This window comes from Mesorhizobium sp. CA7, from assembly GCF_020165015.1.
Classification (GTDB): Bacteria; Pseudomonadota; Alphaproteobacteria; order Rhizobiales; family Rhizobiaceae; genus Mesorhizobium.
Genome location: NZ_JAIUHH010000023.1, coordinates 1 through 24425, shown reverse-complemented (window position 1 = coordinate 24425; position 24425 = coordinate 1). Strand labels below are relative to the sequence as shown.

At 59.0% G+C, this 24425-nt stretch carries 19 protein-coding genes, 1 tRNA gene and 3 pseudogenes; 8 read left to right on the top strand and 15 right to left on the bottom strand.

Features of this window, described 5'->3' with window-relative positions:
• Positions 1 to 42 precede the first annotated feature (42 nt).
• The 3 genes and pseudogenes from LB552_RS27000 to LB552_RS26990 form a co-directional block, all read right to left on the bottom strand.
• Entirely contained in the window at positions 43 to 570 is a 528-nt protein-coding gene (locus LB552_RS27000; protein WP_224530453.1) for a beta-class carbonic anhydrase, read from the bottom strand.
• Positions 571 to 878: 308 nt separating this feature from the next.
• A complete protein-coding gene (locus LB552_RS26995) occupies positions 879 to 1283 on the bottom strand; it encodes a hypothetical protein (protein WP_224611185.1) in 405 nt (134 codons plus the stop codon).
• Between the two features lie 3 nt (positions 1284 to 1286).
• A pseudogene (locus tag LB552_RS26990) lies at positions 1287 to 2182 on the bottom strand (tyrosine-type recombinase/integrase).
• A 193-nt stretch (positions 2183 to 2375) separates the two neighbouring features.
• Between LB552_RS26990 and LB552_RS26985 the strand changes: the two are divergent.
• Together LB552_RS26985 and LB552_RS26980 are read left to right on the top strand one after the other, a co-directional pair.
• Complete coding sequence (locus LB552_RS26985; RefSeq protein ID WP_224611184.1) at positions 2376 to 3008, top strand: tyrosine-type recombinase/integrase; 633 nt, start codon at positions 2376 to 2378, stop codon at positions 3006 to 3008.
• 386 nt (positions 3009 to 3394) lie between these two features.
• The gene (locus LB552_RS26980; protein ID WP_224611183.1) at positions 3395 to 4582 is read left to right on the top strand and encodes a DUF3800 domain-containing protein; all 1188 of its coding nucleotides are present in this window, start codon (positions 3395 to 3397) and stop codon (positions 4580 to 4582) included.
• Positions 4583 to 5009: 427 nt separating this feature from the next.
• Here the strand turns inward: LB552_RS26980 and LB552_RS26975 are convergent, their stop codons facing one another.
• The 9 genes and pseudogenes from LB552_RS26975 to LB552_RS26935 form a co-directional block, all read right to left on the bottom strand.
• Positions 5010 to 6008 (bottom strand): SIS domain-containing protein, encoded by a 999-nt coding sequence (locus LB552_RS26975; protein WP_224611182.1) that lies wholly within the window; start codon positions 6006 to 6008, stop codon positions 5010 to 5012.
• A gap of 17 nt (positions 6009 to 6025) precedes the next feature.
• Positions 6026 to 6982 (bottom strand): N-acetylglucosamine kinase, encoded by a 957-nt coding sequence (locus LB552_RS26970; RefSeq protein WP_224611181.1) that lies wholly within the window; start codon positions 6980 to 6982, stop codon positions 6026 to 6028.
• Positions 6979 to 8085, bottom strand: coding sequence for an ABC transporter ATP-binding protein (locus LB552_RS26965; protein WP_224530434.1), 1107 nt, complete (start codon positions 8083 to 8085; stop codon positions 6979 to 6981). The genes LB552_RS26970 and LB552_RS26965 overlap by 4 nt, the downstream gene beginning before the upstream one ends.
• Positions 8086 to 8099: 14 nt before the next feature.
• Positions 8100 to 8948, bottom strand: coding sequence for a carbohydrate ABC transporter permease (locus LB552_RS26960; protein ID WP_224530431.1), 849 nt, complete (start codon positions 8946 to 8948; stop codon positions 8100 to 8102).
• A complete protein-coding gene (locus LB552_RS26955; RefSeq protein WP_224530427.1) occupies positions 8945 to 9832 on the bottom strand; it encodes a carbohydrate ABC transporter permease in 888 nt (295 codons plus the stop codon). The genes LB552_RS26960 and LB552_RS26955 overlap by 4 nt, the downstream gene beginning before the upstream one ends.
• A 65-nt stretch (positions 9833 to 9897) precedes the next feature.
• Positions 9898 to 11172, bottom strand: a complete 1275-nt coding sequence (locus LB552_RS26950; protein WP_224530424.1) for an ABC transporter substrate-binding protein — start codon at positions 11170 to 11172, stop codon at positions 9898 to 9900.
• A gap of 136 nt (positions 11173 to 11308) precedes the next feature.
• Complete coding sequence (locus LB552_RS26945; RefSeq protein ID WP_224611180.1) at positions 11309 to 12454, bottom strand: ROK family transcriptional regulator; 1146 nt, start codon at positions 12452 to 12454, stop codon at positions 11309 to 11311.
• Positions 12455 to 13557: 1103 nt separating this feature from the next.
• A pseudogene (locus LB552_RS26940) lies at positions 13558 to 14022 on the bottom strand (IS110 family transposase); the annotation flags it as partial.
• Between the two features lie 17 nt (positions 14023 to 14039).
• A pseudogene (locus LB552_RS26935) lies at positions 14040 to 14331 on the bottom strand (IS110 family transposase); the annotation flags it as partial.
• A gap of 389 nt (positions 14332 to 14720) precedes the next feature.
• Between LB552_RS26935 and LB552_RS26930 the strand changes: the two are divergent.
• Positions 14721 to 15665, top strand: a complete 945-nt coding sequence (locus LB552_RS26930) for a DUF4238 domain-containing protein (RefSeq protein WP_224611179.1) — start codon at positions 14721 to 14723, stop codon at positions 15663 to 15665.
• 118 nt (positions 15666 to 15783) lie between these two features.
• Positions 15784 to 17085 (top strand): hypothetical protein, encoded by a 1302-nt coding sequence (locus LB552_RS26925; protein ID WP_224611178.1) that lies wholly within the window; start codon positions 15784 to 15786, stop codon positions 17083 to 17085.
• A gap of 325 nt (positions 17086 to 17410) precedes the next feature.
• Here LB552_RS26925 and LB552_RS26920 read toward each other — a convergent pair whose 3' ends face one another.
• A complete protein-coding gene (locus LB552_RS26920) occupies positions 17411 to 18553 on the bottom strand; it encodes a PIN domain-containing protein (RefSeq protein ID WP_224611176.1) in 1143 nt (380 codons plus the stop codon).
• A gap of 19 nt (positions 18554 to 18572) precedes the next feature.
• The gene (locus LB552_RS26915) at positions 18573 to 20600 is read right to left on the bottom strand and encodes an ATP-binding protein (protein WP_224611174.1); all 2028 of its coding nucleotides are present in this window, start codon (positions 20598 to 20600) and stop codon (positions 18573 to 18575) included.
• Between the two features lie 286 nt (positions 20601 to 20886).
• On the opposite strand from LB552_RS26915, the gene LB552_RS26910 reads away from it, so the two are divergent.
• The 4 genes from LB552_RS26910 to LB552_RS26895 all read left to right on the top strand — a co-directional run bounded on the left by LB552_RS26910 (position 20887) and on the right by LB552_RS26895 (position 23897).
• Positions 20887 to 21384: a DUF6650 family protein gene (locus tag LB552_RS26910; RefSeq protein ID WP_318012068.1), complete on the top strand. Its 498-nt coding sequence runs from the start codon at positions 20887 to 20889 to the stop codon at positions 21382 to 21384.
• A gap of 124 nt (positions 21385 to 21508) precedes the next feature.
• Positions 21509 to 21748: a hypothetical protein gene (locus LB552_RS26905; protein ID WP_224611171.1), complete on the top strand. Its 240-nt coding sequence runs from the start codon at positions 21509 to 21511 to the stop codon at positions 21746 to 21748.
• Positions 21748 to 22701, top strand: a complete 954-nt coding sequence (locus LB552_RS26900; protein ID WP_224611170.1) for a gamma-glutamylcyclotransferase family protein — start codon at positions 21748 to 21750, stop codon at positions 22699 to 22701. The genes LB552_RS26905 and LB552_RS26900 overlap by 1 nt, the downstream gene beginning before the upstream one ends.
• A 38-nt stretch (positions 22702 to 22739) precedes the next feature.
• On the top strand, positions 22740 to 23897 hold the full coding sequence (locus LB552_RS26895; protein WP_224611169.1) for an abortive infection family protein: 1158 nt from the start codon (positions 22740 to 22742) through the stop codon (positions 23895 to 23897).
• A 366-nt stretch (positions 23898 to 24263) separates the two neighbouring features.
• Here the strand turns inward: LB552_RS26895 and LB552_RS26890 are convergent.
• Positions 24264 to 24340: transfer RNA gene (locus tag LB552_RS26890), tRNA-Met, on the bottom strand.
• Positions 24341 to 24425: the final 85 nt, after the last annotated feature.

The window sequence follows — 24425 nt, the reverse complement described above, 5'->3', positions numbered from 1 at the left end:
TCGGACGGGATGGGCCCTCTCCACCACCGCTGGCGAATATATTCATTTCCGCTCTGACAACTCCTCGCTTTCCACCGTCACTTCCGTCAAACCACCGGTGTCGACATCAAAAATAAAGCCGCGCACGGGAACGTCTTTAGCAATCCATGGGTGCGACCTAATTTTCGTTATTTGCTCTTTCGTGTGGTTTTCAGGATCTTTATATGAGAAGAATCGCATAGGGGCCGGCGTTGCGTCGCCAGTCTGCGCGCTGAACTTTGTGTTCAAATCCTCGTCTGTAAAGCTCGTGAATCCACAGCCCGTGTGGTTGAGCAGCATAATCTCTGCTGAGCCCAGTACCCGGGTGGACACAATAAGTTCCCCCATCACATCATCTGTTACAGCCGGACCGCCAGTGCGAATTACGTCCATGTCGGCATTGTTCAAACCTAAGATTCCCTCTAGATCAGAGAGCCGCGGATCCATGCAGGTTACGACGGCAATCTTGGGCCGAGGGTGCGCCCCCAGCTTTGAATCATACCCCTGAGCATACCGCTCATTGGCCTCTAGAGCCTTATCGATGAGACTCATGATCTTCTCCTTGTTTAGCAATCCGCTTCAATTGCGGCAGTCATAGTCCGCTGGAGAGCTGCCGCTGTCGATGAGACCAAGGTGTCGGGTGGACCGACAAATTGCCGACTGAATGTCGGCCATTTCCGACCAACGGGCAGAAGCCAGGAAGCGGACATCGCCGGCCGACAACGACACAGGCCGAGTCGGCAGCAACTCCTCTTTCCTTTGGGCCGCTGAAGCGTACCGGCGGAGTTTCGGTGCCTTTTCACGGCTCGTACTTCGGCGCCACGTGAAGAACGTTCGAACTCACACGTGGGAATTCGAACTCACACGTAGAACTTGAACGGTTGGCGTTCCTCTCCCTTCGCCGAGCCCATGGTGAGGACGTCTCCAACCATCCGTGCGAATCGCACGGTGACGGGCAGGCCATCATTGAAGTTGCACGAGTTGTAGTTGATCTTGGTGAGACCCATAATGTCTCCCAAGACCGCGCGGATCTCGGACTTCTCGTTCTTGTTGCGCATCACTGTGATGTGCAGCGGATTGGGTGTTTCCGGCCCGATATAGGTGTCGAGCTGCGGTACGTAGCCCGTCGTCCAGAGATAGGCCGTCTGATCATCGAGCAGGAGGGCGGTCCCACGCAGCACAGGATAGTCGCCATCCCGAAAGAGCTTCGCAACTTCCGCCCGCCGTGCCCTTGCTGCGGCGGACGCATGATCGAGGTTGCGCACGGCTCAGCCATCGGGCGAGGTCTCTCCCGGTTTGAACAGCCCAAGCTTGTCAAGCGGGCTCGTGACCGTGCGCACCGTCCGGGTCGCGACCTTAGCGTAGAGGGCGGTGTTGTTAAGCTTGGCGTGCCCGAGCAGGACCTGAATGATACGGATGTCGGTGCCGTCCTCCAGCAGGTGGGTGGCGAAGCTGTGGCGCAGCGTGTGCGGCCCGACCCGCTTGGCCATGTCGGCGGCATGTGCCGCCTCGACGACGATGCGATAGGGCTGACGCGTGCTGATCGGCTTCATCGCGTGCTGCCCCGGGAACAGCCAGCCGTCGCGGTGCGTCACGCCCTGCTGCCGCCCAACCTTCCACCACTCATGCAGAAGCGTGAGCAGATCCTCCGACAGCATGGCGTTGCGATACCGCCCGCCCTTGCCGCGCTCGACGCGCAGCAGCATGCGCTCGCTGTCGACGTCGGCGACCTTCAGCATCGACACCTCCGCTACACGTAGGCCGGCGCCATAGGCGACCGAGAGCGCCGCCTGGTGCTTGAGGCAGGTGGTGGCGTTGAGCAGCCGGGCAACCTCATCGCGGCTCAGCACCACGGGCAGGTTACGCGGATGCGCAAGCCGGACGAGCCTGCGCGCCAGGTCTGGGCGGTCGAGCGTCTGGGTGAAGAAGAAGCGTAGCGCCGACACAATGCTGTTCATCGTCGGCACGGGGACGCCATCCTCCTGCTGCTCGATCTGGAACCGGCGCAGGTCGTCGGCGTCGCCGTGCCCGGTGAACGCCCGAGGAATGTCGCCGGGCGTCCGATGTTGCGCTGCTTCTCCCGCGAGAAACGCCGCATGTTCATGTCGTCGATCAGCCGCTGGCGCAGTGGGCTGATCGGTGCATCGAGAGCGGGGTGGGTCATGGTCAGGCTCCTTGTTGAAGAAGCCCGTCATGCTCTGCCGCTGCCGGACGACGCTCAATGCGAGCGCGACGCCCGGCCCGTAACCGCTACCTCAAGCGTAGGCGCCCTCCCGCGCAGCGGGTTCGTTCTCCGGCCCCAGAGCGGTGACCCGCACCGTTTCTCCTTCGGCCAATCAAGGCCGAGGAGAACTCAAATGGGCCATTCTCAGTTCGATGATGCTAGCCGCGAGCGCGCAGCTTGGAATACTGGAAAGAAGGTGGGAACCAAGCGTCCGCTCACGCAGAAACAGATCTGGGCCGTCCGCTTCTTCCTCGATCGCGAGCGCCGCATTCGTGACCGTGCGCTGTTCGATCTTGCGATCGACAGCAAGCTTCGCGGCTGCGACCTGGTCAAGATCAGGATTCGTGATCTGGTCGCGGGGCCGGAAATTAGGACCCGCGCGATAGTAGTTCAGCAAAAGACGGGCCGTCCAGTCCAGTTCGAGATTACCGGCGACGTGCGAGCCAGCCTTCTGGCTTGGCTTGAAAGGCGTGGCGGCAAGATCGACGACTATGCATTCCCGAGCCGGATCAATCACGCCCGCCACATGAGCACGAGGCAGTATGCCCGCTTGGTTGACGAGTGGGTGACGGCGATCGGTCTGCGTCCAGAGGAGTATGGCACCCACTCACTGCGTCGCACGAAGGCATCTATGATCTACAAGGCGACAGGAAATCTTCGAGCCATCCAAATCCTGCTTGGGCATTCCAAGCTCGAGAACACCGTTCGGTACCTTGGCGTAGATGTGGAAGACGCACTGCTCTTAGCAGAGCGAACTGAAATCTGACATTTGGGCGGTCACCCGATGCACCACGGATGACCGCTTCAGCCTCCCGGATACGTTCTTGTTCTGGCTGTCCCGGGGTGGATTGCTGACCGACCGCTTTTGGCCATCAGTATTGGGAAGCGGCCATTCAGGTGACCGTCGTACATCGACGGCAACAGCCCTATCGGCCGTACAAGCAATCCTAATCGCGCCAGAAACAGATGTTCTGCGGCGCCAAGCCAATGCGCACGCACTGCGCCACAGAATGGCAAGCGCGCCTCGTTTTGCACAACCGACGGTGGTCGCTTGCGGTACATGGGCGATGTACGGAAGTGTATCATGAAAAGAGTTGGTGAATCTGCCTCATGTTATGCTACAAGCCGTGCCCCTCTGACTGGAGAAAAGGAATGTGGGCGTACGTAGATGAGACAGGCAACACGCTGAATAACCTCTTCGACGAAGAGCAGCCGTTGTTTATCACCGCAGCCTTCATGACGAAGACAAATTTCGATCTCGTTGCGAAGGCGAGCATCGCTGCCATTGCCAAGAAGGTTGGTACGAACGCCTTGCATGCGAACGTCCTCGGTGTAGCCAAGATCGAACAGATCGCGCCCGACCTCCTGAAGCTCCTGAAAAAGACGGACTGCCGCTTCTTCGTCTCCCGCGTCGAGAAGAAGTACCTCGCCGCCTGCAAGGTGATCGACGTCTATTTCGATCAGGGTGAGAACAAGGCGGTGCCGTGGTCGGCTTACTGGCTCCGCCATCTGCGCCTTCTGCTTACGTTCAAGATGGCGAGCTTCGTCATTACGCCGGAAATCGCGTCGATCGTTTGGGACTGCGTGACGGCCAAAAGTGAGTTTACCTCGAAGAAGCACTTCGTTCAGGGCGCAGAAGCTATGCTGGATAATGTTCAGTTCGTACCTGATGCCCGCAGCCGCGAGATCATCACTGACGCGCTTGAGTGGGCGATCGCCAATCCGGAGGAGTTCTCGACCCATATGTCAGAGAAGGCTCGACGGTATCAGCATTCGCCGAATTTCGTAGCGTTCACGAGCCTGCTGGAGGGTCTGCAGAATGCGTCGGAGCGTTGGAAGCGGCCTGTTCGCGAGATCGTCCACGACAAGCAGGCTGAGGTCGAAGAGGTGTTTGCGACCTGGCATGCGACCGTCTCCAAGCCCGAGCTTGCGAATACAGAGGGACTTTTATGGCCAGGCGAAAGCAAGCCGTTGATGGTCCAGAAGGTGACCGGGAGCACGTTCCGGACGGCCACTGAAGAGGAGAGTGCAGGTCTGCAGGTGGTCGATGTCGTTCTGTGGTGCTTCAAGCGCGTCTTTAGCGGAAAGGAAATCGGACAGGACACTGCAAAACTGGTGAACTGGGTTATGCAGCGCGCTTACCAGAACGATTTCTCGTTCGAAGGCGTCGGTAGGCAGGTTGAAGCCGAGCTCGGCAAAATTATGGATGCCGACATGCCTGAGGAGCAACTCGCTGAAGGGCGCAAGCTGTCGGCGGACATGGAAGCACAGCGTCAGGCTCTCGTCGCCGCTCACGCCATCGAGAAGGCAGGGAGGCGAACTGAGGGTGTGGTCACTTGACGGCAAATAGTTGTGGCCGGTCACCCGATTACGCCGACAGTCGGGCGTATCGGGAACGGCGGCTTTCGCGAAACCGTCGATGACCTTGGAACGACCGCAATGGGGTCGTCAGTCGAATGACCGCTTTACCGGATTCCTCGGCCAAAACCGGACTGTCGGCAAGCGGCCCCAGTCACGCCATCGAGGCGGCACTATGATCGCGGCTGCGACGACGATCAAGCCGCGGTCCGGATCTCCACGGCTTGCTTCCAATGTGTTGATGACCCTTGCCGACATTCCGGTGGCTCACCCGTAGGCGACCGGATTGCGCTCAGCATCGGTCGCTGCGCCTTGCACTAGACTGGCTGTGGTTCCTTTGATGCTTGCCCCGCCCTTTCGGGCGAAGGCAAAAAACAGTGGGTGCCTCGATCTCGTGAATTAACGAGAGTCAAGCCGCTTCAGGCACCTTGGTGTCGGACATGCGATAGCGAAACTTGGTGTCCGTGAGTCCGGCCGCATCCGAAAGCGTTGCTGCAAGAAGTTGGGCGATGATGATATCCACGATCGCCTGCGCTATCAGATTGTCGCATCGCGGCACCTTGATGACCGTCAAAAGCCTGCCGTCATCGATTCCCTCTGCCGTCGTGACGAGAAGCGCGGGGCAGCCGATGCTTTCCAGATATTGCGCCAATTCGACCTCGCGCCCCCCACCAAACAGAACCACCGCAGTGGTCTCGTCCATCGACTCCATCGGTCCATGCAGGTAGTGGCGGGTATCGTAGGCCGAGGCTGGGATCCGCGATGCCTCGCGAATCAAAAGCGAAGCCTCATCGGCCGTGCCGAGCGAGGCACCGGCGCCGACGCAGTCAATGGCGCGACGGGCAGACAACAGCTTCCCCAGTCGATCCATCTTCGCGGCCGCGGCGCTCAAAAGCTGGCCGACAAGGGACGGAATCTCAGCGAAGGCGTCATCACGCACGCCCATGAGTTTCTGCACTGCCATACCAGCGGCCAGCAACGTGGCGGTGTAGCCGGTGCTCGATGGTGTGGCATCAGAGCCGTTCGCCAGCCGTAAATGCAGGTTCGCTGCGCGCGCCAGGGGACTCTCGGGATTGTTGGTGATGGCCAGGCGGCGGGCCCCTGGCAGCTTTTCCAGCGCGGCGACCGTCTCGACGCTGCGGCCACGATGGGACAGGCCGATCAACGCATCACAAAGGTCGTTGCCTTTGGCCATGTCCACCGAGCGAATCGCGAATGCGCGTCGGTTGCGTGTCTGAAGCTCGGCTGCCACGACGACGGCCGCAGCATAGCTTGCGCCTATGCCGGTCACGCCGATGACCGTCCGATCCAAGGACGACATGTCTATCTCTGCTAGCTCGTCGCGCACGGCGGCATAAGTATCGGCAAGGGCTTCGGGCTGGCGAGCGATGGTGGAACGATAACTCACAGTTTTTCCTTTCTTGGTCACAAAAATACCGGTGCGGAGGCTATTCCGCGCGCGGAAGGTATCTCGATCAGGCAGCTGGCGAGACGACAGGCGCCCTCGACGGGTTGCCCGGTGAACAGATGCGGCGCTATGCGCCCTGCGGAAGCCTCGGCCAGTCCTTCCGCGAAGGCATTCCACAACAGGGGCTGCCCCGCGATAACGCTACCTCCGGCCACCGCATGAACGGCACCCGCGCCGCGAACATCCAGTAGCGCGGCCATATGAGCGAGAGCCCGCCCACCTTCGCGGATGACGCCCGCGGCAAGGGCCGATCCCGCTTCCGCCGCCTGGAAGATTACTGCGGCATGGCTTCCCACTGCCGTCGCCGACCGCATTTCCGACAGAGAGCTGCCCAGACGCGGAAGCGAAGGAACCCGCAACGCGTCGAAAATTGCCTCGACCAGAGGCTCACCGCGGCCGCCGCCAGCATCGAAATGGTGTGCAACGGCGCGCACGGCCTCCCGCACAAGACCGGCGGCGCTGCCCTCATCACCGACGATCCAGCCCCACCCTCCGGCAACCAACATGCGATCGGGCGCGGGCCGACAAACCGCGATCGAACCTGTGCCAGCCACCACGCCGATCTGCCCGGTGAGGCCGAGCGCAAGGGGCATCAGCTCGGCGTCGTTGACCACTGCGACCGGGGTGTTGGTGCGCGTCGACAAGGCTGCATGAAACGCCTGGCATTCCGCCGCGTCGTCGCAGCCATGGGCGCCAATGCCTATCGCGCCAAGCGGAGTGCCCTCGGCCAGACCCGCCGCCAAATCCAGTAGCCGCTCGGCATCGCGATCCCAGTTGCGCACCCGCCAGTCGCCGGTCGGCAGCACCATGTCGCGTGCCGCGCCGCCTGCCGTGGATTTGACCCGCAGATGGGTCTTGGTGCCCCCAATATCGATTCCGACGATCACGGCAGTCTCATCCTTGGACCGGTTCATCCGCGAGATCCATTCCCACCCCGAATGCGTCGGCCGTCCGACGTGAAGACAAGTGCATGACGAAGGTCGGCTTTGGCCCGCAAGGTTCCGTTGATCGACGCGCTGCCCCGTGCAGCCCGCACGACCACCGGGGTTCCATCGCCCAAGTCCATGTGGACGTAGCTCTCCGAACCGACTTCCTCGACCAGCTTGACCTTGCCTTCCAGCTCAAGACCGCCTTCATCGGCGCGCTCAGGCACGGCCAAGAAATGCTCGGGGCGCAAGCCCAGTTCGACCCGGCCCGCGAGCTCAGGCACCGAAAGGGGAAGAATCACCTCAATCGAGTTGGTAACGGCAAGGCGCAAGCTGCCGGGTGCCGCGTCGACAACGCGGGCGGGCAGAAAGTTCATTTTGGGCGAGCCGATGAAACCAGCGACGAACCGGTTGTCCGGGTCGTCATAGAGGTCAAGCGGCTTGCCCGCCTGCTGGACTCGGCCGCCATTCATCACCACCATCCTGTCGGCCAGCGTCATGGCCTCCACCTGATCGTGCGTGACATAGATCATCGTCGTGCCGAGGCGCTTGTGCAGATCCATCAGTTCCGCGCGCATCTGCACGCGCAATTCGGCGTCGAGGTTGGACAGCGGTTCATCGAACAGGAACACCCGCGGTTCGCGGACGATAGCGCGGCCGATGGCGACGCGCTGCTTCTGGCCGCCCGACAGCTGCGCAGGCTTGCGCTCCAGAAGCGTGTCCAGGCGCAGAATCGCCGCCGCACGGCGTACCTTCGCTGCGATCTCGTCGCGCGGTCGATGGGCCATGCGCAAACCGAACGAAATATTCTGGAAGACCGTCATATGCGGGTAGAGCGCATAGGACTGGAACACCATCGCCGCGCCGCGCTGCGCGGGCTCCACATCGTTGATGATCTCGCCTTCGATCGAGATCGTGCCGGATGTCACCGTCTCCAGCCCGGAGATCATGCGCAGAAGCGTCGACTTTCCACAGCCCGAAGGCCCCACGAAAACCACGAACTCCCCGCGTTCTATCGAAAGGTTCACGTCCTCCAGGACACTGTGCGCGTCGAACGACTTCGAGACCGAGGAGATATCCAAAAATGCCATGGGTCGTTCTCCGCTCAGCCCTTGGTTCCTGACATCGCGATTCCTTCGACGATCTTGCGCTGGAAGATCAGGAAGAAGAGCAGCGGCGGGATTGCGGCAAGAAGATTCGCGGTCATCACCATGTCGACCGTCTGGTGCGACAGTGGCGAGTTGAACAGGCCCACCACCTGGCCCACCGTGTAAATTTCCGGCTTCGTCCCGACGATCAGGGGCCACATATAGTTTCCCCAGGTCTGCATGAAGGTGAGGATCGCCAGGGTGACGAGGGCATTGCGGCACAAGGGCAACGCGACGTGCCAATAGATCTGAACATGGCTGGCGCCGTCGAGCCGCGCCGCTTCGATCATGTCCTTGGGGACGGCGCGCATGAACTGCACAAGCATGAACAAGCCGAATGCCGAGGCAAGGCCAGGTACCACCAGACCCCGCATCGTGTTCAGCCATCCGAGCTGCGAGGTCAGCAGATAGGTCGGGATGATTGTGACCGCGGTCGGCACCATAAGCGACAGCATGACGACGCCGAACAAAAGGCCGCGCCCCGGAAATTCGAACAACGCAAACTCGAACGCGGCCAACGAGCCGATAAGCAGCACGCCCGCAATCGTCAGCAGCGCGTATAACAGCGAGATGCAATAGGCGTGGAGGTAGTCCGTCTCGGTGAAAATCAGCCTTATCTTCTCGACGCCGGCCGGAATCGAGGTCGGCCACAGGCGCGGATTGATCGATACCGGCTCGCCCGGCAGGGCAAAGACCACATTGATCATCCACCAGATCGGAAATAGCGCTATGGCAGTCACGACCAGGGCGAGCGCCCATTTCAAAACGGTCCAGACCGAGATGTGGCGGTTGAACAGAGCGGTCATGCCCACCCCTTCAAGCGGCGCAGACCGAACATGGCGGCCGTCACCAAGACAATGGCGAGGGTCAGCAGGAAACCGTAGGCCGCGGCTTCGCCAAAGCGAACGCCCCCGAAAGCGCGGCCCATCATGTCCATCACCGGAAAGAGCAGCGCGTTGCGACGCCCGCCATAGCTGGTGAAGGACGATCCCGTCAGCAGCCACGGCTTGTCGAAGACCTGCATGGCTGAGATCAGGCCGTAGGTCACGACGAAGAACAGCACCGGTCTCAGCATCGGAATGGTGATGTGGACGATCTGTTGGCGTTTGTTGGCACCGTCGAGGCGTGCGGCCTCGTAGAGCTCGGCTGGGATTTCCTTTAGTCCGGCCAGGATGATGACCATATTGAAGCCCGCCGATACCCAAACATCCACGGCAATCAGGGCGTAAAGCATGGTGCTGGTGTCATTGAGGAAGTTGACTGATTGCCCGCCAAACCAGCCGACGATCATGTTGAGCAGCCCGAAGTTCGGCGCATAGATCCAGCGCCAGATAGTGGCGGCCAAGAACGCTGGCAGCACCACCGGCATGAAAAAGGCGTTGCGGAAGAAATTGGCCCAGCGTCCGACGAAACTGTCCACCAGAAGCGCAAGGCCTAGCGCCACCAAAACGCCCAGCGGGACGGTGATGGCGACATAGGTCAGGAGGTTGCGCATCGCCGTTGCGAAATCGCGTGAGAGTACGATCTTCTGGTAGTTGGCGAAGCCGAGATACTCCGGCTTCGCCACCCCGTTCCAGGCGTGAAAACTGTAGTAGAGGCCGCTGAGGATCGGATAAAGGAAGAACACCGCAAATAGGATCATGAATGGCGCGATCATGAGGTAGTGCGGCAGGAGGCGGCGAAGGGACATGGGCGCTCCGTTTGAGCCTGCAGCCGGACCGATCCAGCCGCAGGCGCTTTACGCGTGAGGCGCTTTTACTGGGCCAGACAGTCGTTCAACTGCGAGACCAGCTCTTTCGCGCCCTCCTCCGGAGTGTACTGGCCGTCCGCCGTGGCGGAGGCCATGTCGATCACCTCCGAGTTGTAGCAGCTCGGGACCGAGCCGACGAAATAGGGCGCCGCCACATCCATCGCGCCGTGGGCGGCATCGACCGAAACTTTGATCAGCGGGAGTGCCGCGACCTCTGGATCGGCCATTGCGGCCGCGTTGGCGTTATAGCGTGACAGAAGCTTCGCCCAGCGGGCCATCTGCGCCTTCTCCGTGAGATAGGCGGCGAATTCAAAAGCTAGGTCCGCGTGAGGGCCTGGTGCGACGCCGACCATCTCGTAGCTGCGGATGCCGCCGGTCTTGCCAGGTTCGTCACCAGGAATCAGCGTGAAGTCGTATTTAAGCCCGCTGGCCTTGGCTGCCTGCTCATAAGTCGGGTTTACCCACGGCCCGACGGTATGAAACGCGATTTGGTTCGAGATGAACAGGTCCTTCGTAGCCTGGTCGTTGCGGCTGGTTCCGCTGCTGAGCGGCTTCATGTCGACAAATTTCTTCAAGACCTTGGCCATGATCGCCGGATCTATCTTGGTCTTCTTGTTCGCCCAGTCAAATCCCCAGCTCTCTGTTGAACCTGAAGTCGCATAGATTTCGGCGATCGAATTGAAGACCAGCGTTTCGTCCGGAATGGCATACATTCCAGCATCCTTGACTTTTTTCATCTGGGCGAACCATTCGTCCCAGGTAGCCGGAGGCTTGCTCGTGTCGACGCCAGCTTTTTCCAAGACCGTCAGGTTGCGAAACAACAGAGAACCGAAGCCCGTATAAGGAAGGCAGTAAAGCTCGTCCGGCTTTGGCATGCAGCCCTTCAACGCATCCCGATCGAATTGAGCCCGGAAGCTCTCGGGCATAGCCATCCATTTCGAATAGATGTTCTCCAGGGCATGCACTTCTACCAGCTGAGCGCCCACCGACTGAGCGTTCATGAACACATCCGGCAAGTTTCCGCTCGCGGCACCGGCGACCTGGCCCGCCGTCAGATCGTCGTCGCCCTTGGCGACGATATTGATTGTCACACCGGGATGCCTGGCAGTGAATTCCTTGATGAACTCCTGCTGGAGCGCCAGTGCCTCGCCTTCCCCAAAGTCGGAATAGACCCAGTACTGAAGCGTAACGTCCTCCGCCGCCGCTCCACCGGCGGTTCCGATCGCGGCCAGCGCCGCCAGTCCGGCAAGGCCGAACCGAAATTTGCTCAGCGTGCTCAATGTTTCCTCCCGTTGATGCCTCACAACTGCAAAACGGACAGTCCCTGCTTTGTTAGGCACCTTAACTAACAAAAAAGGAAGAGCCGCCGTCAAGCCTTTTATTGCGACAGCGCGAATGAAATAGCGGCCGTGTTGGCTATTCGCCCAGGACCAGAGGCAAGGCGGTCTCGATGGCTAGGCGTTCGATGCCCAGAACCGTCGCGTCTGCGGCCAGATGCGTGCTGCGGATTTCGACCGGGTAGGAAAGGCGGTTCGCCGTTTCGCGCACCTCCGGCAAGAGAAGGGGCGACGCTCCAAGGCCGCCACCCAGGACCACCAGACCGGGATCGACCACGCTGACGCAGGCGGCGACCAGCGCCCCTATATCCGAGGCGTGGCGGGCAACGTGACGCTGTGCGTCCGGGTGGCCCGCTTCGGCAAGCTTGAGCAATTCCTCGGTGTCTCGCGGAGACGGTCCAGCCGCTGTGGTCCAGTCCGACTGTACGCGCGAGATGAAGGCCTGGGTACCGAGATAGTGCTCGACCTCGCCCGGCAGCGGCTCCGCGCCCGGTGCAAAAGGGAAACTCAGATGGCCGATCTCCCCTGCGGCGCCATTGCGCCCCCGTATCAGTTGATCGTTCAGGATGAGGCCCATGCCGATCTTCAATCCGATCTGCACATAGGCAAAGTTGGCAATGCCGCGCGCAGCCCCATAATGCTGCTCGGCCACTGCGGCACAGTTGACGTTGTTTTCTAAGACGAGCGCTACACCGGCGGGAGGGTTGAATGCACGAAACACGACGTCTTGCCGGCTGGCCTCGACGTCGCCGTCCGGGCCCACGACACGCGTAGGCACCGCGAGCCCGAGCGCGCGCAGCGGTCCCCAATTTCGTTTGGTCGAAGCCCGAATGGCAGTGAATTCGGATGCGACGGCGCGGCTGACCTCTTCGTTGATCGTCAGCTGGCTCTCAGGATAGCGCAGAATGCGGTTCGCCAGTTGCCTGCGGTCGAGCGTGGAGACACGAAGCCGCACATGTGTCGCACCTGCATCAACCGCGATGACATGCCCGGCACCAGGCCCGACTTTGTATTGGGCCGCGCTGCGCCCCAGTGGCCCCTTGATCGCGCCGACCATTTCGACGTAGCCGAGTCGCTCGAGTTCAGCAATCGCAGCCGACATTGTCGGCCGCGAGAGGCCAAGCGCCATTCCGATCTGCGGCCTGGTCGAAGGGCCGTCCTCCACCAGGCGTCGGAACACCGCTCGAGCGCTTCCTGTCAAGAACGGTCCGTTTTTGTCGGACACTGTTTGCTCCGAGGGATGGATCCTCGTCGTTTGATACGAGTTTGCACGATTCAAATCGAGTGGGGTGCTCATTTGGCACATTCGTACTTGATGCAATCGATCATCTCGGAGCCATCTTCTGAGATTAATTTTCTTAGAACCTCACAGACAGGCTCGGCAATCCTCTCTGCCAACGCGGGTACAGGGGCTAGATGCCGAACTGCGGAATGGTATTGGACTGACGCCCTGTGCCTCGTTGGCCCTTCAGTTTCAATACAGAACTTCAAATGCGAGAACGGTTGGATCGGGACGAGAGTGGCCTGACCGCTATCGGCCCCATTGTGGAGATTTGGAGAGCAAGCGGCGGCGGTGCCATTTGGGTCGTGCTGACATCCACAACCCTTGAGCGATCGCAGTCCGCGAGTTAAATCGACATGCCTCGCAACGTGCAAATTCCCAAGCAAGCCAAATTACTTGGTGTAAAACCACACATTGCATAAAGCACTCACAATGTGCGGAAACCGAGTAAAATCGTAGGAAAAACAACCAACCGACCGCAGCACAATGTGCACCCTTTTATCTTGCCGTCTTAATCGGTCGTATTTTCCGCGTCTTTCTTTCTATCGTCGTTCCTCTTCCAAACTACGAAAATACACTATTCTATGCTCTAACTACGATCCCGTACTCTGGCGTCGAGTTCCGATGCGCCGTGCAGTCTTCCGCGCTCTGCGACGGCGTAGCAGCGCTGCTTATTTGCAGCACGGGAACCGTCGTGGCGCACTTTTCCATCGGAGTGACGGAGCATCATCACAGGCAATCCGGCGCGGTCCGGCCGTCTTGTGATCGGCGCGGCCGCACGCAATGTATGGCCCGCCCGTCTGCAAGTGGGATGTTTTGAGAGGCACGTCCGGTCTGCACCAATGTATCCGCCCTCGGCGTCTGGACGCCCTGCCAAGATGGAGATTCGCGCGCCCGGCTCCTAACAAGATACTCGGCCTCGAAAGGGCTGCCTGCTGACAGGTTTGCCGAACGCCGATCAACCGTTGGGCCATCTCTGTGTACATCCTCCCGCAGACTTCATGCAGCCAAGCAGCAGTCGGGACGCTCCCGCTCGCCCAAACTTGTTATCCCTCGGAGACCATCACGGCTGCGTAAGGGCGCTGTTTCGACATCACGGCCCAGGCGATCCGGGCAAGCTTGTTGGCGAGCGCAACGACCACCACGTTACGCTTGGCGCGCTGCAGCAGCGCTTGCACCCAGGCGCCGAGCTGGGTGTCCATTCGCGCCAGATATGGCAATGCCGCTCGCGCGCCATGGATCAACAGAACGCGCATGTAGGTGCTCCCGCGCTTGCTGATCCCCGTCAGGCGCGGCTTGCCGCCGGTAGTGATCTGGCGCGGGACAAGCCCCAGCCAAGCGGCGAAGTCACGCCCTTTGGCAAACGCCGACACGTCGCCGACCGCCGCTGCCAGCGCCGTTGCGTTGAGCAGGCCAATACCTGGCACACTGCGCAAGAGACCGGCTCGTTCATCGCTCTTGGCGAGCGCCTCGAACTCCTGGTCGAGTTGCTTGATCCGATGATCGAGTGCGTGCGGCTCGTCGACCTTGTCATGAGCGAAAGTGCCGTCACTGGCCCGACGCCGGGGACGGCCATGAAGCGTCGGCACAGTTCGCTGCGTGCCACCATTTTGACGACGAGATCGTGCAGCCCGCAATACTGTCTCCACAGCGCCGCCCGTGCATATGTGCCTGTCGAAACCAGCTGGTGCGCATGATATGGGCGACGCCGAGCGCGTCGGCCTTCTCGGTTTTGTTGCGCTGCGCCGACATCGCGGCGCGCACGTGCTGCGTCTCCAGGCAGACGGCGACAGGCGGAGTTTCCTGAGTTCGGGATGCAGCGCGATGACAAACGCTGATCCGGAGTCTGGAATGCTCGGCGACGCCGTCGAACTGCCAACGCCGGCGAGATTCCAATTCTATTTTTCTCGGCCATGAGGGTCTCGCAGCTCAGAGTGAGCTGCCTCCCATATTGACCGAAGGCCTCGAGATTCTCATCCGCGTATTCGCGCTATTCCCGACAAGACGGTGCAACTTGGCACGGCGAGCCGTAACCTGGCATCGTTGTAGTGCGGTTTACCGGCGTCCGACTTCGAGAGGGTCGGCCGAGGCGTTATCTTTGATATCGCGCCGCGATCGACCGCACGAAGGGTAGCGGCTGGAGAAAAGGCGGAGGAGAAACCAGGAAAGCCGACTTTATGAAAGGTTGAGGCGCTTATATCACTGTGGGATGAACGACCCGCAAAAGCATCATTTTCTGCCGGTGTTTTACCTCTCGCAGTGGATGCGGGAAGACTTCGTTGTCGAATTCAAGAAGGTTTATGGGGATAAGATCTCCATAAAAAGTCCGCACCCGAACGCGACCGGCTTCGTGAAACGTCTCTACGAGATGCGCGGGATGCCTGAAGAAACAGCTCAAGAGTTTGAGCGGGAGTTTCTAGCACCTGTCGATAACCGAGCGGCCGAAAGCCTGTACGAGATGCTGGAGGCCAAGTCGGGGAATGCTCTCCGGCCCGGACGGCGGAAAGCCTGGACACACTTCATACTCAGCTTGCTATTTCGAATGCCTGAGGACGTAGAGTTATTGAAGCGTAACGTGCGCGACGATTGGATTATGTCCGTTCCGGACATGGAGCAGCGGTACGCCGAATCTAAGCGCCCGGAAGACCCAGATACGCTGCTGGAGTTTCTCAACTCCCAGGATGGCTCCGTTTATGAAGAGTCGGCGATGGGCATCGCACGTCGGATGATTGTCCATGAAAATGTGTCGAACACCATAATGAACATGCAGTGGTCGGTAGTCGAGTTCGATGCCGTGCCCTTAGAACTGCTGACCTCCGACCGGCCAGTGATATTCACCGAAAGCATGCGCCAGAGGCATTCACATATCCTCTTGCCGGTCGGACCACGGCGCCTGTTCGTTGCTGTCCAAAACCGCAAGCACTCACGCTGGCTGCGTAGCCGTAGCCAAAAGGAGCTTGTCGAGTTTGTGAACCAGAGAGTGGTTGGTAATGCACATCGCCTTGTATACGCCAGCGATGAAAAGCAAGCCCGCTTCATCCTCAACCGGCTTGGAAAGGACAGAATACCGTCATTCCTGGAGCGACTTCAGGAGCATCGTGAAACGAGGCGAAAGCGATTAGCACCCGACCTCCAAAAGCATATACTTAAATAACCGGAGGCGCTGTGCCCTCGGCCAAGGGTGCTCTGGCGCTGCTTCATCTTTGGTCTCGACATCCCGGTTTGCCTAACCCTCCCTAGACGGCGATCGTGCCCACCAGCTATGTTGTTAAATGGTAGATTTGATCTCTCCGAAATACGCTGCTGCAACCGCTAACACTGCAATTGATTTGGGCAGCGCACCTGTCGAGCTCCGAGCCGGCGGGATAACCGTTACCAGCTCCGGTCACGCTCGGCTTGAATTGGCCGACAAAGAACGTGTGCTCGTCCAAGTTAACACGAGCCTCGATGGATATCTACTTAGTCAAGATCCGCGTCTTCAGCTGAGATTCGGGCCGCGTGGTCGGTTCTTTCCGGTGCTTGTGTCTCAATCGCAAATAGGCACAGCGGGTGCAAAGCTATGGTTGATTGCGAATGGGTCGGCATTCACGCAGGTTCGCGACCGTCGCGTACGCCTCTCATCAGCCATCGTTCATGTTCTTAACTTTCCCGAGTTCTTTTGCCTCGGTGCCCAGAGCGACCTTCGCCAATCAAATCAACGGCTGGGGTGCGTTGTCCTGCGAACCTCGGATTGGGAGATAGAGCTCCAGGCGCTTCTCTCAACTCGTAAGATAGTCGAGCAGCTAAAGGCAGAAGGAGGCAACGCGATCACTCATGTTGCGCGCATGGTGCGTGCAGATCGCAAGTCATTCACATGCGGACAGCTAGAAGCGATAGTTCACGATCTGCACCGGTTCCTATCCTTTGCGCGCGGCGCATGGACGTCACTGTTCGGGACCGTCGGATATGACCGGAATGGTCAAGAACACTATGAGAATTGGGGGCAGCGCATCAGTGCTCCTTGGCAATCCTGCCCGAGCTGGTTTGATATCCACCACGGCGAATGTCTGGCGGCGGCTTTTCCCGGCTTTGTAAGGCTACTGCACGATCCGTCGCTCTCAAAAGCGGGCTATACCGGCCTCCATTGGTATCTTCGGAGCAACCGTGCAGGCGAAGGCGCCGGCGTGGATGGGGGGCTAGTACTTTCGCAGGCCGCTCTCGAAGGCCTTTCCATGTCGGTGCTGGCCAACGCTGGCATAACCCTTCCAAGGGCTTCAAACGCAGCAGACAAAATTCGGGCAGCCTGCCAGCACTTGAAGCTTCGGACTGCCATTCCGCTCTCGAGCAAGCGATTGCGCCGTTGGAAAAGAAACGGTGCTTTCGCCGACGGCCCGGAGGCGATAACGCGCCTACGCAATGAACTGGTGCACCCGAAGCGTATGCTTCCGGGGAAATTGCCATCCGCCATTCCAGAGGCTTGGCACCTCGCACAGTGGTATATTGAAGTGATGCTGCTCAGGCTTTGTGGATACCAAGGGGTCTATTCACACCGCCTGATATCGAAGTGGGTTGGAGAGGTGCGGCCATTCCCTTAGGATTCATCGAGCACTCGCCTCCCCAGGGCGACCTGCCCAAGCAATGGCGGTAAATCAGCATCGAATCATCGACCAGAAGATTTCGCCGACATCGCTTACCAAGCTCCAAGAACTCTATAGTCCGCTCGAGTACTCGGCCAAGACTCTCTATGAGCGCGTGGCAGGAGCGCAGCGGGAACTTTGGCGGGTTCGCGGGAGCGGCAGATCTTCAGGCGCGCCAGAGATAGGCTCACTGGAATGGCGGCAATCGTTGGCCCTGAAGCCTGGAGCCATGGGCGGTCAGATTACTGATCCAAAGTCACAGGCTTCAGTGTTCGGCTACACTTCAGTCTGGCTCCGGTTCGTAGAACGGCTCCACATGGCCGAACTCGACCACTCGCAACCTCGTCGCCGGATTCACGGCGGCATCATCAACCTCAATGTCGTTGCTTCCCTTCCCGCTGATCGTTACGGTCACCTGGTAGCGATGATCGATCGTGACTTCTTTTGCGGTGCCACCGAGAGAGACGTAATCATCGTCGATGCTATCGTGAATGGAGAAGTTGAAGCCGGCTTGGACCCTGAGCTTTGCGGTCACAGGAACGAGGAACGTCACTCCCTGGCCGTCAGACGCCACAATTCGCTGCTCGTTCCCACCGGCATACTCGATCGAGTCAACGACTGCTTCCTCGACTTCGGCGTCCCACTCCATGAATGCTGACGCCTCGACCTGAAAGTCGAGGTTATCAATGTCGCGCTGGATTGCACTGATGACCTCGCCGGCGAATTCACCGTCTGGCTCGTCACGCAAGGACGCAAGAAATCGTGCGACAATCGCCTCGTCCTCATGAAATAGCGCGAGCGCTTTTCCCAGATCGTTCGCGCAGTATAGATACTCGCTTTCTTCGCAGTATGCGGCCCAGCCCTTGTCCTTGCTGACGGCCAGGATCGCTCCGTGCTCTTGTGACCACTTATCCAAGGCAGCGAGTGCTATCGCATCGGGAAACTCGTGCTTTTTGTCGGCCCCGGCGAACGGTGGTCGGTTCTCAAAATAATTCTCGATCAACTCGGCCATGCCTATGGCGTCGTTGGATGAGATGATCTCCATACCCACCTTCTCGCAAAACGCCTCCAGAATGGCCTCGGAATGCGCGCCTATCGCGTCGGCTGGCGCCAGCTTGTCTGCAAGCTCCTCAACCAAGCCCTCATGTTCTTTCCAGATTTTGCAGTATGACTTCAAACTGGATGCGAGCTGATCATGAGCGGCGGCATGGCGCTGCGCCATATGACCTCGTACCTCTTTCGCCACGACATCTGACAGAATGATAGCGACCTTCTTTGCTTTCAGGTTCGCAAGGCTCTGCAGGATACGATTGTCGAGGTTTCCATTCGTGTTCAACCCGTCAATGATATTCGTGTCGAGTGTAAAGCCCACTATGTCACCCTCGGCAATCAGGCCCCTGAGTTCGTCAGCATCGTATGTCGGCATGCGTTTCCCCCAATCGCAATCAGGCCGTAGGCGCGGCGGCCGGTGTCATTGCCTCAGCCGCCAGTTCGTCCTCGGCCCGTATACGCTGATGCGCGGTTTCCTGCGCCTCGACGAAGAAGCTCTTGCCCGAGATGCCGGCGCGATCGAAGAAGGCCTGATTTCGTTCTCGGGCATCGTTGAGAAGGGTGTCCCATGCGATAAGTTCGATCGAACCCTTGAAGCCGGAACGCGGCTGGTAGAAGCGCCCGCGACCGTCGGCTGTGCGGTCCCAGGAATAGGTCCAGTCGTCCATTTTGCCTACAATGTCCGCAACTATGAAGCAGTAGAAGACCGTGTCCTCTTTCAGCTTAATAGGGCGCCCCTTGACGTCAAACTTCCCCCCTTCGAGCAGCTTCCGAACATAGCGCTCGACCTGATGCTGAGGATTCTCGTCCGCGGCATAGCTGGTTCGACCCGGACGCTTGAACTCAACGAGCAGCACGCGCGGAGGATCATCCGTCTGACGCAGGCCGTGTACGTGATCGAAAATCAGGACATCCGGTCGCTCGTCGCTCGCGACTGCATCCGAGAGGTTCTGGAATTCCTCATCCGAGCTGAAATACTGAGCGAAAGTCAACCGCTCATCGATAATCCATAGATCGTGCGACGCGGCCGCCGCTACCTTCCTGGCGCCATCGGATAGGGTATTGACACGCAGCGGGCAGATGAATGAGTGCAGGATGTCTTCGCGCTGATAGCTGCTGTCACGCGTGTCGTCACGGACTTTCTCCAGCAGGATCTCCATGAAATCGAGCACAACCTTTCGGCGGACGATGTACTCCGTGAGACTCTTCTGTTCCGCTTCTTCAATTGCCTTACCGGCGGCCTCGATTGCGCTCGCAAACGAATTGACGTCGACGGTCCGCTCTTTCAATCGTTCCAAGACGGCCCGGATTTTCTCCGCCTGCCGCTGATCGCGGCGATAGCGCTCACGCGAGAGATGCCCAAAGATCGCATCATCGTTTAGCTCACCCGAAGGGAGCTTTTCTTGCAGTTCATCAACGTCGCCGAATGCGACGGATGGGTAGGATTCCGTGATTGCCTTGACTCTGGTTCGCTGATCTTGGCGCAGCGCTCGCAGCGGTTCCGCCAGAAACTTCTCGACATGCGATGTGCAGACGTCGTTCACGATGCGATCGAGGACAGCCTCCTCGAACTGGAACTTCGTCCGCTCCTGGTTGACGTTGTCGTCGAGGAATTTGCCGGTGAGAACGGCGTGAAAGACGCGATCCTCGTTGACCCCGAAATATTTCAGGCCCAGCTTTCCGTCAATCTTTTGGGAATGAACTGTTCGGTCGTGCGCTATGAAATGGACGAAGTGCGACCCCTGCAGATCTGCACTCGCAACCTTGTCGCACTCCATCAACGTGAGTGTGAGCAGCCCGTAGTCAACGGTTGGAATGTTCTCGATCGTCTCTCGGCGATGGATGATCGAATTGATCTCGTCGGGATAGTGACGAGTTTCGTCACCGCAGTGCACCGTGATGCGAGGCGAGCGCGAGCCGATGAAGGTCGGCAAGAAATGCGACGTAAAATGTTGGAAGACATACGCTGGCCGACCGGGGAATTTGGCCCTATAGCCGTTGTCGCGGAGGCCATCAAACTCGACCAACACGCCGGTTTCAGGTGTGCCATCGAGTTTGCTTTCTTCGTAGTCTTCAATCTGGTCGGTTTGCGATAGGACGAAGCGAAACTTCCGGCGCTTCGGATCGCCATTTTCGACAGAGGTGCTGGATACGCTGATCGCTTCAAAGCAATCTAGCCACAAAAGCCGCCCTACGCCCTTGCCTCCGCGCGCAATCTTATTGTCGGTATCGGTGGTGGTGAACGCGTCGTAGTTTCTGCCATCGAGCCCCACGCCATTGTCTTCGACCACAATCTTTGTGGGCGCCTGCCGGCTCGCCATGGTGAGCGTGACAATGATTTTCCCTTTGGTTGCGACGTTTTCCTTGAAGCGATCCTGTGTGCTGTGAATCGAATTACTGACCGCTTCGAAAAGAGGTTGCATGGCATCAGTTGCGTTGGTGGGCTTTGGTAGCCGATCAATTCTCTTGACGAGGTTCGATTTTAACGACGGCATATTTCCCTCCCCATTTCCGGCAACATGAATATCGAATACCAGCTGGTTTATTGCTAGGGTAGGAAAGCTTGAACTATTACTGGGAGTGGCCTCCTTTCTCCCCCGCCCAAACGTTGGTGCTAGCCATTTGGGTCGAGGTTGGATCTGTCGATCCCGATTGGGAACCAGAGGAATAGGGCCTATAAGGCACCGGCCGGCATCAAGGAGGGGATTTATGGCGCGTGGACCGAAATCGTTGAGGGGTACGAAAGTTCGGTTCAAAGGAGCCAGCATGCTGGGCTTCGGAACGTCTTGGGACATTTCAAATGCCGAACGCGACGAAGTTCGGAAGCTCCTCGCGTTCCTGGAAGATCGCCGCGTGCTGTATGTTCCCCATCATCTGGAAATTCAAATCCAGGTAGAGCGCTCAGTTCAGGAAATTAGAAAGCGCTGCACCGACGCCCTTGGCATAGTCTCCGAGCGGTCGCCCAGTTTGACGGCGATCAGGGCGATGCGAGCTGCTTGCCGCCGGTTCTTGGAAGAGCCGCACGCCGAGTTCGGAAACTATCAACCCAGAGAGCACGGACGGTTTCAGGATCAACACGGTTTCTTCACGGCCCTTGGGGAGCTCCGTACCCGCATTGGCATGCAAATTGCCGCGCTCGCGTCGTATTACGAGATCGAAATTGAACCCGAGCTCGCGACGATCCTTCCTCCGGACGACACCGATTGAACGGGCCCGTTCTTGGGCCTCAATAAGTTTACAGTCGCAGCAAAATAGCTTCTAGCTTTTAGCTTATTGCTATTAGCTCTAAACTCACATATCACTTGCCTCACGTACGATAGAGGATCTGATCATGTCGCCGGCCGAAGCCCTGAAGAAGATCAAGGTCGCGATCGAAACATCGCCGCGGAACGGCTATATCGCCGAGCTTCATGTCCAGGTGATCAAGTACGCCAATGTCCTAGAGGGTGTAACAGGCAGGGAGTTCTGCGAGGCGGTCGGACTGACACCTGCGTTCGGGACTGAGTTTGCCAAGATGCGAAAGATCGCTGGCAGACTCATCGAAGCGGGCCTGGATGTAGACCGGATATGATGTCCGCGATCGGTGCGAGCGCTACATTGGCAGAGCGGATCAAGGGCATTCTTGCGGCCGTGAAGCCGCTGGCTGCCGAATACTATCAGGTGACGGGCAAGCCGCTCGGCGTGACCGGTGAGGTGGCCGAATACGTCGCATCGACCATTATGGGACTTGAACTGGCCCCTCCCCGCACAATCGGATATGACGCGATCCGACATACGCCAGCCGGGCCAGAGCGAATCCAGATCAAAGGCCGCGCCTATGACCCGGCCGCGACCCGCAGCCAGCGCATAGGCCAGATTAAACCGTCAGGCCCTTGCGATACCGTGATGCTGGTGTTGCTGCATAATGCCACCTTGGACGCTGTCGAGATCTGGGAGGCCCCCTTCCCCGTGGTGGTGGCGCGTTTGGCGGAGCCAGGCTCCATCTCCCGCAACGAACGAGGAGCACTCGCCGTGTCCGATTTCAAACGGCTGGGGCGACAGGTTTGGCCACCGCGCGAAACATTCCTCTATTTCGCCTACGGCTCAAACATGGACATTCAGCAGATGAAAGAGCGCTGCCCGGACGCCGAAATCGTTGGTTCAGGTCATCTGCCGGGCTATGCACTGTGCTTTCCCAGAATGTCTGCGAAACGCAAGTGCGGAGTGTCATCGGCGGAGCCGTTTGCTGGAGGCGAAGTCTGGGGCGTGGTATATCGTTTGACGGCCAACGACCTTGCTCTACTCGACCGGAACGAAGGTTATCAGTCCGGCCGCGATCGGCATCTCAATAGCTACACGCGGCTCCCGGTGACGGTTACAGTGAACGGCGTGGCAACTGAGATGCACACCTACTTTGCCGAACCGCAATCCGGAAAATTCTTGCCGAGCGCGGCCTATCTGCAGCACCTCCGCGACGGCGCCAGGCACCATAGGCTGCCGGATAGCTATTTGGCTTTGCTCGACGCGTTGCAGGCTACTGCCTGATAGTCCGATGATGAAACGGATCGGATTCTAATTGCGCCATGCCGACAGCCATTCCGCCAGCCACCGTTAAAGAACTTCGGCATCGTGTCTGTATGCTGATTTCCAATGTTTCAGCCTATCAGGTGCCCCGCTATTGCCAACGCGTGGGCCTGGCGCCCGGCGAAAGCGACGAAGCGATGAAAAGCAAATATAAGTACGCCGAGCGGCGACTTGATACCCTAGGCGTCGGTCGAGTGCTCGAGGTCGCTCGAGCGATCTTGGAAGAAGATGCAAACTTTGCGCTTACCGAACTCGTTGCCAAGATTGATGAGCGCGATGAGTCCCCTATCACGGAAATAACCCGCCGCAGGCTGTTGGCCCTATTCCAGGCAAGGCCGTTGACCACCCAACTTCCCGAGATCGAATTCATTCAACGGGTCTGGCCGATCGCCGAAATGGACTCGATCTACGACCCCTCGGAGGGTCCCCTAGAAGACGACATCTTCCAACACACCGTCCGCAACAATGACTGGGATACAGCCGAACTACTGACGACTCTGGGTCTCCTGACCTGCTCGAAGGCTCGTCTGTTCAAGTTCCTTACAGAGGTCGTGGGTCCCGTTTCACAGACGCCGGAAGTTCAGGCAGAGCTCGCGGCCGCACTGAATGGGGTCCTGCAACACGACGGATATTGGCTTACCGTGACCGGAAAGGTGTCGGGGACCCCGGTTTATGCGGTTCAGAGTGCCCGGCTCGGCAGCCCGAGTGATGAAGGCATCTCTGCCGCCCTGGTCGCGTTCAATCCGGACGATGTGCATCCCCGCTGGACGGCCGCCGTCGATCGCCGGCAGGTCGACCCGCAAGGGGCGATTACCCTGGCCCGGACACTTCTCGAGGATGTTTGCAAATGGATCATCGATGAAGCCGGCCAGACCTATGAGGACAAGGATGACCTACCGGTTCTCTACCGAAAACTTGCCAAGACGCTGAAGCTGGCGCCCGACGACTATACCGAGCAGACGTTCCGGCAGTTGCTCGGCAGCTGTCAGCAGATCGTTGAGCTGCTGGGCTCGCTTCGCAGTAAGTTGGGTGACGCTCATAGTCCGGGGCCAAAGCGATCACGGCCCCTGCCCCGTCATGCCGAGCTGGCGGTGAACCTTTCGGGGACCATGGCCACGTTCCTTGTCTCAACGTGGCAGGCCCGCCAATCAAGATAAGCCGAAGGCCGGTCCATGAGCCCAGCGGCCTTTTTCTCAACAGATGGACCACGACTGGAAACGGAGCGTTTGCTGGGCATTGCTTTAGCCCGAGGCGCATGTTCTGTGGTTAGCGTGTCTAGGAACGTGTGGGAATTTCAACTGTCAGGCAAAACCATAGGTGCCGATTGTCGGACGCGGGCAGGGGCGGCAGTGGTAATGTCCGCTATTTCCAAATCCTAATAAGCAGACAAGCCGCCCATGGCCCCATTTGAGGCGCGCAACCCGTCCCTGAATGCGGGTCGCTAGCGCGACCCCACCGCCCTAGCCTCAAAACGCAAAAACCGCCCCGGTCAGACCGGGACGGTTATCGATTTATGACAGAATTGGTTGCGGGGACAGGATTTGAACCTGTGACCTTCAGGTTATGAGCCTGACGAGCTACCGGGCTGCTCCACCCCGCGTCAACCATGAGCAAGCGTTTGCTTGCGACTACGAGCAAGCGTTTGCTTGCGATTACGAGCAAGCGTTTGCTTGCGATTACGAGCA

Coding starts and splice junctions, on each gene's coding strand:
- LB552_RS26955 (WP_224530427.1), bottom strand. CDS start 9,832: ATGTCCCTTCGCCGCCTCCTGCCGCACTACCTCATGATCGCGCCATTC.
- LB552_RS26910 (WP_318012068.1), top strand. CDS start 20,887: ATGGCGCGTGGACCGAAATCGTTGAGGGGTACGAAAGTTCGGTTCAAA.
- LB552_RS27000 (WP_224530453.1), bottom strand. CDS start 570: ATGAGTCTCATCGATAAGGCTCTAGAGGCCAATGAGCGGTATGCTCAG.
- LB552_RS26960 (WP_224530431.1), bottom strand. CDS start 8,948: ATGACCGCTCTGTTCAACCGCCACATCTCGGTCTGGACCGTTTTGAAA.
- LB552_RS26930 (WP_224611179.1), top strand. CDS start 14,721: ATGAACGACCCGCAAAAGCATCATTTTCTGCCGGTGTTTTACCTCTCG.
- LB552_RS26900 (WP_224611170.1), top strand. CDS start 21,748: ATGTCCGCGATCGGTGCGAGCGCTACATTGGCAGAGCGGATCAAGGGC.
- LB552_RS26920 (WP_224611176.1), bottom strand. CDS start 18,553: ATGCCGACATACGATGCTGACGAACTCAGGGGCCTGATTGCCGAGGGT.
- LB552_RS26970 (WP_224611181.1), bottom strand. CDS start 6,982: ATGAACCGGTCCAAGGATGAGACTGCCGTGATCGTCGGAATCGATATT.
- LB552_RS26915 (WP_224611174.1), bottom strand. CDS start 20,600: ATGCAACCTCTTTTCGAAGCGGTCAGTAATTCGATTCACAGCACACAG.
- LB552_RS26925 (WP_224611178.1), top strand. CDS start 15,784: ATGGTAGATTTGATCTCTCCGAAATACGCTGCTGCAACCGCTAACACT.
- LB552_RS26905 (WP_224611171.1), top strand. CDS start 21,509: ATGTCGCCGGCCGAAGCCCTGAAGAAGATCAAGGTCGCGATCGAAACA.
- LB552_RS26985 (WP_224611184.1), top strand. CDS start 2,376: ATGGGCCATTCTCAGTTCGATGATGCTAGCCGCGAGCGCGCAGCTTGG.
- LB552_RS26895 (WP_224611169.1), top strand. CDS start 22,740: ATGCCGACAGCCATTCCGCCAGCCACCGTTAAAGAACTTCGGCATCGT.
- LB552_RS26980 (WP_224611183.1), top strand. CDS start 3,395: ATGTGGGCGTACGTAGATGAGACAGGCAACACGCTGAATAACCTCTTC.
- LB552_RS26965 (WP_224530434.1), bottom strand. CDS start 8,085: ATGGCATTTTTGGATATCTCCTCGGTCTCGAAGTCGTTCGACGCGCAC.